The organism is Klebsiella sp. M5al, from assembly GCF_002090195.1.
GTDB classification, from domain to species: Bacteria; Pseudomonadota; Gammaproteobacteria; order Enterobacterales; family Enterobacteriaceae; genus Klebsiella; species Klebsiella grimontii.
In genome coordinates this window covers 452243-464469 of sequence record NZ_CP020657.1, presented here as the reverse complement: position 1 = coordinate 464469, position 12227 = coordinate 452243, and the positions used below count along the sequence as shown (strand labels likewise).

Below are 12227 nucleotides of genomic sequence, written 5' to 3'. Positions count from 1 at the left end.
CGGCATCGCCCGGTCCTTACCGGGCCTGGGCGGTCCGCGAATAACCTCAGCAGGGCATAAAAAATGCCGCCGGGGGAAGCCCGCGGCGGCATGAGTTACCAGCAAAACGATTTAGTCGTTGATGCGCGGATGCTGCTGCACCAGGCGAGAACGTTTTTCCTGCAGGTCGGCGATTTCCTGATCGATATCTTCGATTTTATGCTCGATATTATCGTAGTGCTCGCCGAGAATTTCTTTCGCTTCCTGAATATCCGAAGCCGCTGGCGTCGCCCCTTTCAGTGGACGATTGGCGGTCTCTTTCATCGACAGGCCGGTAATCAGGCCAATAACCGCAATCACCATCAGATAGTAAGCCGGCATCATCAGGTTCTGCGTGCTCTCTACCAGCCACGCCGCCAGGGTTGGCGTCAGACCGGCAATCAGCACCGAGATGTTAAAGGCGCTGGCCAGAGCGCTAAAGCGGATGTGGGTCGGGAACATCGCCGGCAGCGACGAGGCCATCACCCCGATAAAGCAGTTCAGCACTACCGCCAGCACCAGCAGACCGGCGAAAATCAGGCCGAGAACGTTACTGTTAATCATGATAAAGGCCGGAATCGACAGCGCGAACAGCGCCACGCTACCAATCAGAATAAACGGGCGACGGCCAAAACGGTCGCTGAGCATACCGATAACCGGCTGAACGAACAGCATCCCGACCATGATGGCGATGATGATCAGCACCCCGTGATCTTCTGAATAGTGCAGGTTATGCGACAGGTAGCTCGGCATATAGGTCAACAACATGTAGTAGGTCACGTTGGTGGAAATCACCAGACCGATACAGGTCAGCAGGCTACGCCAGTGTTTGGTCGCAATCTCTTTGAAGGAGACTTTCGGTCCTTCCTGCAGGCCTTCGCGATCGCCCTGCTCCATTTTATCAACGTGCTGCTGGAACGCCGGCGTCTCTTCCAGCGCATGACGCAGATAAAGACCAATAATCCCTAACGGCAGCGCCAGGAAGAACGGAATACGCCAGCCCCAACTGAGGAAGTTCTCTTCACCCACCACGCTGGAAATCAGTACCACCACGCCCGCGCCCATCACAAAACCGGCTATTGAACCGAAGTCCAGCCAGCTGCCCATAAAGCCGCGTTTACGGTCAGGCGAGTATTCCGCCACAAAGATCGATGCGCCGGTATATTCTCCGCCCACCGAAAAACCCTGCGCCATTTTACATAGCAGCAGCAGTATTGGCGCCCAGATGCCAATCGTGGCATACGACGGAATAAGACCGATACAGAATGTACTTATCGACATGATGACAATGGTTATCGCCAGAATCTTTTGTCGACCGTATTTATCGCCCAGCATCCCGAAGAACAGGCCGCCTAATGGACGAATTAAGAAGGGAACCGAGAAGGTACCGAGCGCGGCGATCATCTGCACGCTGGGGTTGGCATCGGGGAAAAAGACTTTACCCAGGGCATACGCAACAAAACCATAAACCCCAAAATCGAACCATTCCATCGCGTTACCCAGCGACGCTGCGGTAATCGCTTTCTTCAGTTTGCTATCATCAATGATGGTCACATCCCGAAGCGTGATGGGTTTTACTTTTTTCCTTTTAAGCATAATTTTCCTCTTTTGCTCTCGCCTTGAGCGCACGAATCTCCGCCGAATGACAAGGTCATTCGCGTCATGCGTTGGGAGCGGCGAATTGCTGTGCTCCACATTTCAAGCGTAGCAGGTTTGCCTGCACTGTCTGCTGACAGTCCGTACAACCGAACCTGTTGACGCCTGCTCTGGCCATAATCAAATAAGCGGTGCCGCTAATAAGTGTAGTGAATTTGCGTTCTCGCCTTTTTACCCTAACAGCGTTTAAATTTGGGATCAACTTCACAAAAATTTACCTACCCTTAAACAGAGTCATCTCAAACCAATAAGTTCAATGAATATTGGAACTTAGCGATACATTTCCGGAAATAACTGGCGGTTTTTAAGGAAATAACCCCGCCTATCCCCACAATATATATTCTCTTTCTCCGCTGGGAAGTGTCATAAAAAAGGCCCGACAAAAGTGCGGGATTGCGCTATAATCAGCATCACTTTCGGCTATCAGCCGCCATTTAAAGGACCAACGTCCTGTTTTACCCAGTAATCGCGAGGAACGTCATGCAACTGCCCCACTGCCCAAAATGCCATTCTGAATACACTTATGAAGACAACGGCATGTTTGTTTGCCCGGAATGCGCCCATGAATGGAACAATGCCGAGCCTGTGGACGATAACGACGCGCTGATTGTCAAAGACGCCAACGGCAATTTACTGGCCGACGGCGATAGCGTCACCGTAGTAAAAGATCTGAAGGTTAAAGGCAGCTCTTCGATGCTAAAAATTGGTACTAAAGTTAAAAATATCCGCCTGGTGGAAGGCGATCATAATATTGACTGTAAAATTGATGGTTTTGGCCCAATGAAGCTAAAATCCGAATTTGTTAAAAAGAACTGATTTTATTCCCCCGACGCCTATCGTCGGGGGAAATATATTTTTTCCGCGCTCTGGCCAGCCTTCCCGCATTCGTACTCACTTTACCCGTCGCTGCCGCCTGGCTTAATTCCGCAATCCCCTTCTACGCTTAATGGAATATTCGTTACCTGAGGTAATGCTTATGCCCTTAAGTCCCTATATCGCTTTTAGCGGCAACTGCGCTGCCGCCATCGCTTTCTACCAGCAGGCGCTGGGCGCTGAGCTGCTCCACAAAATCACCTGGGGTGAAATGCCGCAGAATAGCCAGGACGCCGAAGATGGCTGCCCTTCCGGGCAGCACCTGGCTGCCGACGGTATCGCCCACGCCAGCCTGCGCATCGCGGATGGCATCCTGATGCTCAGCGACAGCCCCTCCAGCAAAATGGAGCGCTACGCCGGGTTTACCATCGTGCTCGACCCAAAAGACGTTATCGAGGGTAAACGCTGGTTTGACGGCCTCGCCGACGGCGGCCAGATAGAGATGGCCTGGCAGGAAACGTTCTGGGCGCACGGCTTCGGTAAAGTCATCGACCGCTTTGGCGTCCCGTGGATGGTCAACGTGGTGAAAGAGCCTTAACGCTTACCTTCCTCCCCTCACCCTCCGGTAGAGAGCCGGGGTGAGGGCATCCGTGCGTTCATTCCCCCTCCCCCTGTCATCCCACCGGCATTAACTCTTCATCCCCCGGTCATCATGAGTTAACCGAAATGTAACAAAAAACCGTCAGGATCGGCCCACGCTCAGAGGGAAACTCCTTCATGTCCATAGTGAGGCTCGATTGACATGTACTTATCCAGACATCCGACCAGTTACCCGACACGATATCAGGAAATTGCCGCCAAACTTGAGCAAGAGCTTCGCCACCACTACCGCTGCGGCGACTATCTTCCCGCCGAGCAGCAGCTGGCGACCCGCTTTGAAGTTAACCGCCATACCCTGCGCCGGGCCATCGATCAGCTCGTCGAACGCGGCTGGGTCCAGCGCCGCCAGGGCGTCGGCGTGCTGGTTCTGATGCGCCCGATCGATTATCCGCTCAACGCCCAGGCCCGCTTTAGCCAGAATCTTCTCGAACAGGGCAGCCATCCGACCAGCGAGAAGCTGCTGTCGGTGTTACGCCCGGCCAGCAGCCACGTTGCCGAAGCCTTTGCCATTAATGAAGGCGATAACGTCATCCACCTGCGCACCCTGCGCCGCGTTAACGGCGTCGCGCTGTGCCTGATAGACCACTACTTTACCGACCTGCGACTGTGGCCGGTTCTGCAAACCTTTACCCACGGCTCTCTCCATGACCTGCTGCGCGACCGGCTTGATATCGAACTGACCCGCGTACGCACCAAAATCAGCGCCCGCCGCGCGCAGGCCAAAGAGAGCACTATTCTCGGCATTCCCAACATGGCGCCGCTGCTGTGCGTGCGCACCCTGAATCATCGCCAGGACGAGCAGAACGCGACGGAGTACTCCGTCAGCCTGACTCGCGCCGACATGATTGAATTCACCATGGAGCACTGAATGCACTTTGATACCGCTACCCGCCAGCGCTGGATGTCCGTGCTGGCCCACAGTGAACCACAAGAACTGGCGGCGCGGATGCAGACCCTGCAGCTCGCGCCGCAGTATGAGCTGATTCGCGCCCCGGAAACCGGACTGGTTCAGCTGCAGGCGCGTATGGGCGGCATCGGCGACCGGTTCTTTGCCGGAGACGCCACCTTAACCCGCGCCGCCATTCGCCTGGCCGACGGAACGCTCGGCTATAGCTGGATTTTGGGCCGCGACCGTCCGCACGCTGAACGCTGCGCGGCTATCGATGCCCTGATGCAGTCGCCACACCATTTTCACACCCTGATGGAAACCCTGATAACCCCGCTGGAAGAACAACGTAGCGTGCGCATTGAAGCCCGACGCGCCGAAGTCAACGCCAGCCGGGTCGACTTCTTTACTCTGGTTCGCGGAGATAACGCATGACACTACAACCCGCCTTTACCCTGGCTGTGCAGGACGCCCAGCACAGTTTCCGCCGCCTGCTGAAAGCGATGAGCGAGCCGGGAGTGATTGTCTCCCTGCAACAGCTTCAGCACGGCTGGCAGCCGCTGAACGTCGCCTCCACCAGCCTGCTGCTGACGCTGGTGGATCACGACACGCCGGTTTGGCTGGCTCCGGCGCTGCATAACGATCTCGTCGGCCAGAATCTGCGCTTTCATACCGGCGCGCCGCTGGTTGAGCAGCCGCAGCAGGCGATCTTCGCCGTCGCCAGCGACACCATCAGCGCCGAGCAGCTTAACGTGCTTTCCGCCGGAACCGTCGTCGCCCCGGAAACCGGCGTCACGCTGGTGGTCCAGCTTGCCAGCCTGAGCGGCGGCCGGATGCTGCGGCTGACCGGCGCGGGGATCGCCGAAGAGCGGATGATCGCCCCGCAGCTGCCGGAATGCATCATTGAAGAATTGACCGAGCGCCCGCATCCGTTCCCGCTGGGCATCGATCTGATCCTCACCTGCGGCGAACGCCTGCTGGCTATCCCGCGCGCCACCCATGTCGAGGTCTGCTAATGTACGTAGCCGTCAAAGGCGGCGAGAAGGCGATCGTCGCCGCTCACGCCCTACAGGAACAGAAACGCCGAGGCGATGGACGGCTTCCTGAAATCAGCGTTGACCAGATTAGCCAGCAGCTTAATCTGGCGGTGGACCGGGTGATGACCGAAGGCGGTATCGCCGACCGGGAGCTGGCGGCGCTGGCGCTGAAGCAGGCCAGCGGCGATAGCGTCGAAGCGATTTTTCTGCTGCGCGCTTACCGCACCACGCTGCAAAGGCTGGCGGTCAGCGAGCCCGTCGACACCGCCGGAATGCGCCTTGAGCGCCGTATTTCGGCGGTCTATAAAGATATTCCCGGCGGCCAGCTGCTCGGCCCAACCTACGATTACAGCCACCGCCTGCTCGATTTTACCCTGCTGGCCAACGGCGAAACGCCGCCGCTGGCGACCGATAGCGCGCCGCAGGAAGCCGCGCCGCACGTTTTTAATCTGCTGGTTCAGCAAGAACTGGCGAAAGCCGAACGAGATACCGACGCGCAGCCCGACGATATCACCCGCCATCCGCCGGTCTATCCCTGCTCGCGCTCTTCGCGCCTGCAGCAGCTGGCGCGCGGCGACGAGGGCTATCTGCTGGCGCTGGCCTACTCCACCCAGCGCGGCTACGGGCGCAACCACCCGTTTGCCGGTGAAATTCGCAGCGGCTACGTCGCGGTGGAGATCGCTCCCGAAGAGCTGGGATTCACCGTCAATATCGGTGAACTGTTGATGACCGAATGCGAAATGGTTAACGGCTTTGTCGCCCCTGAGGATGAACCGCCGCACTTTACCCGCGGCTACGGCCTGACATTCGGCATGAGCGAGCGTAAAGCGATGGCGATGGCGCTGGTGGACCGTGCGCTCCAGGCGCCGGAGTACGGCGAAGAAGTGGCGGGCCCCGCTCAGGATGAAGAGTTTGTGCTGGCGCATGCCGATAACGTCGAGGCGGCCGGTTTCGTTTCGCACCTTAAACTTCCCCACTATGTCGATTTCCAGGCCGAACTGGCGCTGCTTAAACGCCTGCAACGGGAGAATCAACGTGGCTAACGCATTGACCGGCTACAACTTTGCTTATCTCGACGAGCAAACCAAACGCATGATCCGCCGCGCCATCCTGAAAGCGGTGGCCATCCCCGGCTACCAGGTGCCCTTCGGCGGTCGCGAGATGCCGATGCCCTACGGCTGGGGCACCGGCGGTATCCAGCTTACCGCCAGCGTCATCGGCGAAAATGACGTGCTGAAGGTGATTGACCAGGGCGCCGACGACACCACCAACGCGGTGTCGATTCGCCAGTTTTTCCAACGCGTCACCGGCGTCGCGACCACCGAGCGCACCGAAGACGCGACGCTGATCCAGACCCGCCACCGGATCCCGGAAACGCCGCTGACTGAAGATCAGATCCTGATCTTCCAGGTGCCGATCCCGGAGCCGCTGCGTTTTATCGAGCCGCGCGAGACCGAAACCCGCACCATGCACGCGCTGGAGGAGTACGGCGTGATGCAGGTGAAGCTGTACGAAGATATCGCCCGCTTCGGCCATATCGCCACCACCTACGCCTATCCGGTGAAGGTCAACGGCCGCTACGTAATGGACCCGTCGCCGATTCCGAAATTCGATAACCCGAAGATGCATATGATGCCCGCCCTCCAGCTGTTCGGCGCCGGACGTGAAAAACGCATCTACGCGGTGCCGCCGTACACCCCGGTAGAAAGCCTCGATTTCGACGATCATCCGTTTACCGTTCAGGAGTGGGATGAACCCTGCGCCATCTGCGGTTCGCGCCATAGCTATCTTGATGAAGTGGTGCTCGACGACAGCGGCAAACGGATGTTTGTTTGTTCCGATACCGATTATTGCCGCCAGCAGAGCGAGGAGCAGAAAAAATGAGTCATCCGTTACTGGCGGTCAATAATCTGACCCACCTCTACGCGCCGGGCAAAGGCTTCAGCGACGTCTCGTTTGAACTGTGGCCGGGAGAGGTGCTGGGTATCGTCGGCGAGTCCGGCTCCGGGAAAACCACCCTTCTACAGGCGATTTCCGCCCGCCTGACGCCGCAGCAGGGCGACGTGCTCTATCAGAACCGTTCGCTGTACGCGATGAGCGAAGCGGATCGCCGCCGCCTGCTGCGCACCGAATGGGGCGTGGTGCACCAGCATCCGATGGACGGACTGCGCCGCCAGGTGTCGGCGGGGGGGAATATCGGCGAGCGCCTGATGGCGACCGGCGCGCGGCACTACGGTGATATTCGCGCCACCGCCGAGCAGTGGTTGCAGGAGGTGGAGATCCCGCCTTCGCGCATTGACGACCTGCCCACCACTTTTTCCGGCGGTATGCAGCAGCGTCTACAAATCGCCCGCAATCTGGTGACCCAGCCGAAGCTGGTGTTTATGGATGAACCCACCGGCGGGCTGGACGTGTCGGTGCAGGCGCGCCTGCTCGATCTGCTGCGCGGCCTGGTGGTGGAGCTAAACCTGGCGGTGGTGATTGTGACACACGACCTCGGCGTCGCCCGCCTTCTGGCTAACCGTCTGCTGGTGATGAAACAAGGACAGGTGGTGGAAAGCGGCTTAACCGACCGGGTGCTCGACGATCCCCATCACCCCTACACCCAGCTGCTGGTGTCGTCGGTGTTGCAGAACTGAACATAGGTCCACTCCCCGGTGGCGCTGCGCTGACCGGGCTACGGGTGCCGGGCCGTCTGCGGGCCGGTAGCCCGGACAGGCGCAACGCGCCGCCTCCGGGAATCCCCGGTCGCGCTTCGTGAGTTAATGCATCAGGTAGCCCGGATAAGGCGTTTACGCCGCGATCCGGGGAAATTCAGGCACGATGAGGCTAAAAATGAACGCCATCCGCGTTGAAAACATCCATAAAACCTTTGTTCTGCACCAGCAGCACGGCGTCCGTCTGCCGGTCCTCGCCGACGCCTCGCTGACCGTGAATGCCGGTGAATGCGTGGTGCTGCACGGCCACTCCGGCAGCGGAAAATCGACCCTGCTGCGCTCGCTGTACGCCAACTATCTCCCCGATAGCGGCCACATTCATATTCGCCACGGCGACGAATGGGTCGACCTGGTTACCGCCACGCCGCGCAAAGTGCTGGAGGTGCGCAAAACTACCATCGGCTGGGTCAGCCAGTTTCTGCGGGTGATCCCGCGTATCTCCGCCCTCGACGTGGTGATGCAACCGCTGTTCGAACTGGGCGCCTCGCGCGAAGAGAGCGCCGCGAAAGCCGCCCGCCTGCTAACGCGCCTGAACGTCCCCGAACGCCTGTGGCACCTCGCCCCCTCAACCTTTTCCGGCGGCGAACAGCAGCGGGTCAACATTGCCCGCGGCTTCGCGGTCGACTACCCGATTTTGCTTCTCGACGAACCCACCGCCTCGCTGGACGCTAACAACAGCGCCGCGGTGGTGGCGTTGATTCACGAAGCCAAAGCCCGCGGCGCGGCGATCGTCGGTATTTTCCACGACGAGGCCACGCGCAACCAGGTCGCCGACCGCCTGCACCCGATGGGGATTTCAGCATGATTATTAATAACGTAAAGCTGGTCCTCGAAGACGAGGTGGTTAACGGTTCGCTGGAAGTTCACGACGGCAGAATCTCAGCCTTTGCCGAAAACCAGAGCCGGCTGGCGGAGGCGGTTGACGGCGAAGGCGGCTGGCTGCTGCCGGGGCTTATCGAGCTGCATACCGACAACCTGGACAAGTTTTTCACCCCGCGACCCAAGGTGGACTGGCCCGCCCACTCGGCGATGAGCAGCCACGACGCGCTGATGGTCGCCAGCGGCATCACCACCGTGCTCGATGCCGTGGCTATTGGCGATGTGCGCGACGGCGGCGACCGTCTGGAAAACCTGGAAAAAATGATCAACGCCGTCGAAGAGACGCAAAAGCGCGGCCTCAACCGCGCCGAACACCGACTGCATCTGCGCTGCGAACTGCCGCATCACACCACCCTGCCGCTGTTTGAGAAGCTGGTAGGCCGCGAGCCGGTGAGCATGGTCTCTCTGATGGATCACTCCCCCGGCCAGCGCCAGTACGCCGACCTCAGCAAATATCGCGACTACTATCAGGGCAAATACCATCTGAACAACGAACAGATGGACAACTTCGAACAGGAGCAGATGGCGCTGGCGGCAGCCTGGTCGCAGCCCAACCGGCAGCGCATCGCCGCTATCTGCCGCGAGCGCAATATCGCGCTGGCCAGCCACGATGACGCCACCTGCGAACATGTGCTCGAATCACGCCAACTTGGCAGCACCATCGCCGAATTTCCCACCACCCTTGCTGCCGCGGAGGCGTCGCGCCGGCACGGCATGAACGTTCTGATGGGCGCGCCAAATATCGTGCGCGGCGGTTCCCACTCGGGCAACGTCGCCGCTCACCAGCTGGCGGCCAGCGGCCTACTGGATATTCTCTCCTCCGACTATTATCCCGCCAGCCTGCTGGATGCCGCTTTCCGCATCGCCGACGACGGGGGCAACGCCTTTACCCTCGCGCAGGCCATTCGCCTGGTAAGCAAAAACCCGGCGCAGGCGCTGGGGCTGCATGACCGCGGGGTGATTGCCGAAGGTAAACGGGCGGATCTGGTGCTGGCGCACCGTCGCGGCGAGCATATCCATATTGATCGCGTCTGGCGGCAAGGCAAGAGGGTCTTCTGATGACAGGAAAACTGATTTGGCTGGTCGGTCCGTCCGGCTCCGGTAAAGACAGCCTGCTGGCGGCGCTGCGCCAGCGGGAGCATCCCCAGCTGCTGGTGGCGCACCGCTACATTACCCGCCCGCACAACGCGGGTTGTGAAAACCATATCGCCCTCAGCGAACATGAGTTTTTTACCCGCGCCGAGCAGCATCTGTTTGCCCTTAGCTGGCACGCTAACAATAATTACTACGGCATCGGCATCGAGATTGACCTGTGGCTGCACGCCGGGTTTGACGTGGTCGCTAATGGCTCCCGCGCCCACCTCGCGCAGGCGCAGGCGCGCTATGCCGACGCCCTGCTGCCCATCTGTTTGCAGGTCTCGCCGGAGGTGCTGCGACAGCGCCTGGAGCAGCGTGGAAGGGAGAACGAGACGGAAATCGCCCAGCGGCTGGAACGCGCGGCGCGCTATACGCCGAGCGCGTGTCTGACCCTGAATAACGATGGCCGTCTGAGCCAGTCGGTGGATGCGCTGGTCTCGCTGATTCGCGTTCACGGCAACCGACGCGAGCAGCAAATTGCCTGAGACGAGGAGAAAACATGAGCCTGACGATCCGCTTGACCGGCACCGGCGGCGCGCAGCTGGTGCCGGTTTTCGGCTGCGACTGCCGCGCCTGCCGCCGCGCTCGCGCCGACGACGCGCATCGCCGTCGCCCCTGTAGCGCGGCGGTGAAGTTCAACAACGCGGTGACGCTGCTCGATGCCGGGCTGCCGGATCTGCTGGAGCGGTGGCCCGCCGGTAGCTTTCAGCAGTTTCTGCTCACCCATTATCATATGGATCACGTGCAGGGCCTGTTCCCCCTGCGCTGGGGAGTGGGCGAACCTATTGCGGTTTACGGCCCGCCCGATGAACAGGGCTGCGATGACCTGTTCAGGCATCCGGGCCTGCTGGATTTCAGCCATACCGTTGAGCCGTTCGTGATGTTTGAACTTCAGGGATTGCGCGTTACGCCGCTGCCGCTGAACCACTCAAAGCTCACTTTCGGCTACCTGCTGGAATCGGCCCATAGCCGGGTCGCCTGGCTGTCCGACACCGCCGCCCTGCCGGAAAAAACCCTCAAGTTCCTGCTTAACAACCGACCGCAGCTTATCATCATCGACTGTAGCCACGAGCCGCGCCCGCAGCCCCCGCGCAACCACTGCGATCTCAACACCGTGCGGGCCATTAACCAGGTGATTGGCTGCCCGCGGGTGATCCTTACCCATATCAGCCACCAGTTCGATGCGTGGATGATGGAAAATTCTCTGCCTGCGGGATTTGAAGCGGGATTTGACGGTATGGAGATTGTGCTGGATTAACCGGGCGCGACGAAGGCCGCGGGTCGCGCCGCATCAATAATCATCATCCAGCCTGCGCTGGTCGCTTTCCAGCTGACGGCGGTCCCGGTCCAGCTGGCGCTGACGCTCATCAAGTTCGCGGCGACGATCTTCCAGCTGTCGCCGTTGATCGTCATACTGCCGCTGGCGATCGGCGTTTTGCTGACGGCTGCCCTGATAGCGTCCATCATCATAATCATCGTCATCGGAACGGCTGCCGTTGGGTTGATAAGCGTCATTAATGGCCTGCTGAATATTGCCGATCGCGTCGTCAATAATATCGGCGTGCGCCAGCTGGCTGGCGAAGGAAAGAGCGCAGAAAAGCAAAGCAGTAGAGTAACGTTTCATAAAGCCAGTCTCATCAGGGGGCTGGCTCTACGTTAATCAAGGGCTATCGCGGCGAGTAGCGGAGGAATCTCAAATCCGCTGCTGTTCAATCGCGCCGATGGCGTCTACCCGGCCCTGATGGCGTCCGCCCTCAAATTCGGCGCTCAGCCAGGCATCAACGATCATTTTCGCCAGTTCAAGGCCGATCACCCTGGCGCCAAAGGCCAGAACGTTGGTGTCATTATGCTGGCGTGAAAGCTGCGCGGAGTAAGGCTCGCTGCACACCACCGCGCGAATGCCCGGGTGCTTATTGGCGGCGATGGAGATGCCGACGCCGGTGCCGCAGATCAGAATCCCGCCGTCAACTTCGCCGGCGGCAACCGCCTGAGCGACGGCGCTGGCATAGCGCGGATAATCGGTGCGTTCCGTTGACCATGCGCCTTTATCCACCACCTCCATTCCGCGCTGACGCAGATGCAACACAATATCGTCTTTCAGAATAAACCCGACATGATCGCAGCCAATTGCAATCCTTTTCATACCTAGCCTCGCCTGTTATTCACTTTACGGAAATGCTTTATGTTGTGATTTAAACGGCATTTATCGGCCAAATAAGCGTCAAAAACACCGCAGCCAGGGCCTGTTCTACACGCTGTAATTTCACAAATCAAGCGTCAGTGTTCTTTTACCTCAAACAATCACGCCGTTAAAAACATCAATATAAAACATATAATTTATTGATATTTAATAAATAACAAATCAAAAAACGAAAAATCCGCCCACCCAAAACTTCACAACAGATAATACTTTATAAAAATATA

At 59.0% G+C, this 12227-nt stretch carries 15 protein-coding genes; 12 read left to right on the top strand and 3 right to left on the bottom strand.

The annotated features are described in order from the left end of the window. Positions 1 to 111 precede the first annotated feature (111 nt). Positions 112 to 1614, bottom strand: a complete 1503-nt coding sequence (proP, locus tag BWI76_RS02250) for a glycine betaine/L-proline transporter ProP (protein ID WP_024360222.1) — start codon at positions 1612 to 1614, stop codon at positions 112 to 114. A 540-nt stretch (positions 1615 to 2154) separates the two neighbouring features. Between proP and BWI76_RS02240 the strand changes: the two genes are divergently transcribed. From BWI76_RS02240 to phnP, 12 genes are all read left to right on the top strand, one after another. Further along, positions 2155 to 2490, top strand: coding sequence for a zinc ribbon domain-containing protein YjdM (locus tag BWI76_RS02240; protein WP_004137429.1), 336 nt, complete (start codon positions 2155 to 2157; stop codon positions 2488 to 2490). Positions 2491 to 2650: 160 nt separating this feature from the next. Then, complete coding sequence (yjdN, locus tag BWI76_RS02235; protein WP_004137437.1) at positions 2651 to 3085, top strand: VOC family metalloprotein YjdN; 435 nt, start codon at positions 2651 to 2653, stop codon at positions 3083 to 3085. A gap of 204 nt (positions 3086 to 3289) precedes the next feature. Then, positions 3290 to 4015, top strand: coding sequence for a phosphonate metabolism transcriptional regulator PhnF (phnF, locus tag BWI76_RS02230; RefSeq protein ID WP_004137439.1), 726 nt, complete (start codon positions 3290 to 3292; stop codon positions 4013 to 4015). Next, a complete protein-coding gene (phnG, locus tag BWI76_RS02225; protein ID WP_004137441.1) occupies positions 4016 to 4468 on the top strand; it encodes a phosphonate C-P lyase system protein PhnG in 453 nt (150 codons plus the stop codon). Then, positions 4465 to 5049, top strand: coding sequence for a phosphonate C-P lyase system protein PhnH (gene phnH, locus BWI76_RS02220; RefSeq protein WP_004137449.1), 585 nt, complete (start codon positions 4465 to 4467; stop codon positions 5047 to 5049). Before phnG ends, phnH begins: the two co-directional genes overlap by 4 nt. Further along, positions 5049 to 6113 (top strand): carbon-phosphorus lyase complex subunit PhnI, encoded by a 1065-nt coding sequence (locus BWI76_RS02215; RefSeq protein ID WP_004137451.1) that lies wholly within the window; start codon positions 5049 to 5051, stop codon positions 6111 to 6113. Before phnH ends, BWI76_RS02215 begins: the two co-directional genes overlap by 1 nt. Continuing rightward, a complete protein-coding gene (locus BWI76_RS02210; RefSeq protein ID WP_004137461.1) occupies positions 6106 to 6954 on the top strand; it encodes an alpha-D-ribose 1-methylphosphonate 5-phosphate C-P-lyase PhnJ in 849 nt (282 codons plus the stop codon). The genes BWI76_RS02215 and BWI76_RS02210 overlap by 8 nt, the downstream gene beginning before the upstream one ends. Beyond that, positions 6951 to 7709 carry a phosphonate C-P lyase system protein PhnK gene (gene phnK / locus BWI76_RS02205; RefSeq protein WP_004137463.1) on the top strand — a complete coding sequence of 253 codons (759 nt, stop codon included), beginning with the start codon at positions 6951 to 6953 and terminating at the stop codon, positions 7707 to 7709. The genes BWI76_RS02210 and phnK overlap by 4 nt, the downstream gene beginning before the upstream one ends. A gap of 196 nt (positions 7710 to 7905) precedes the next feature. After that, positions 7906 to 8592: a phosphonate C-P lyase system protein PhnL gene (phnL, locus tag BWI76_RS02200; RefSeq protein WP_004137464.1), complete on the top strand. Its 687-nt coding sequence runs from the start codon at positions 7906 to 7908 to the stop codon at positions 8590 to 8592. Continuing rightward, on the top strand, positions 8589 to 9725 hold the full coding sequence (gene phnM, locus BWI76_RS02195) for an alpha-D-ribose 1-methylphosphonate 5-triphosphate diphosphatase (RefSeq protein ID WP_064371512.1): 1137 nt from the start codon (positions 8589 to 8591) through the stop codon (positions 9723 to 9725). Before phnL ends, phnM begins: the two co-directional genes overlap by 4 nt. Continuing rightward, a complete protein-coding gene (phnN, locus tag BWI76_RS02190; protein WP_004137468.1) occupies positions 9725 to 10288 on the top strand; it encodes a ribose 1,5-bisphosphokinase in 564 nt (187 codons plus the stop codon). Before phnM ends, phnN begins: the two co-directional genes overlap by 1 nt. Before the next feature lie 14 nt (positions 10289 to 10302). Next, a complete protein-coding gene (gene phnP / locus BWI76_RS02185; protein ID WP_004137470.1) occupies positions 10303 to 11061 on the top strand; it encodes a phosphonate metabolism protein PhnP in 759 nt (252 codons plus the stop codon). 33 nt (positions 11062 to 11094) lie between these two features. Here the strand turns inward: phnP and yjdP are convergent, their stop codons facing one another. Both yjdP and rpiB read right to left on the bottom strand, forming a co-directional pair. Beyond that, positions 11095 to 11427, bottom strand: a complete 333-nt coding sequence (gene yjdP / locus BWI76_RS02180) for a DDRRRQL repeat protein YjdP (protein ID WP_004137472.1) — start codon at positions 11425 to 11427, stop codon at positions 11095 to 11097. A gap of 69 nt (positions 11428 to 11496) precedes the next feature. Further along, positions 11497 to 11946, bottom strand: coding sequence for a bifunctional allose-6-phosphate isomerase/ribose-5-phosphate isomerase RpiB (rpiB, locus tag BWI76_RS02175; RefSeq protein ID WP_004137473.1), 450 nt, complete (start codon positions 11944 to 11946; stop codon positions 11497 to 11499). Between the last annotated feature and the right edge of the window lie 281 nt (positions 11947 to 12227).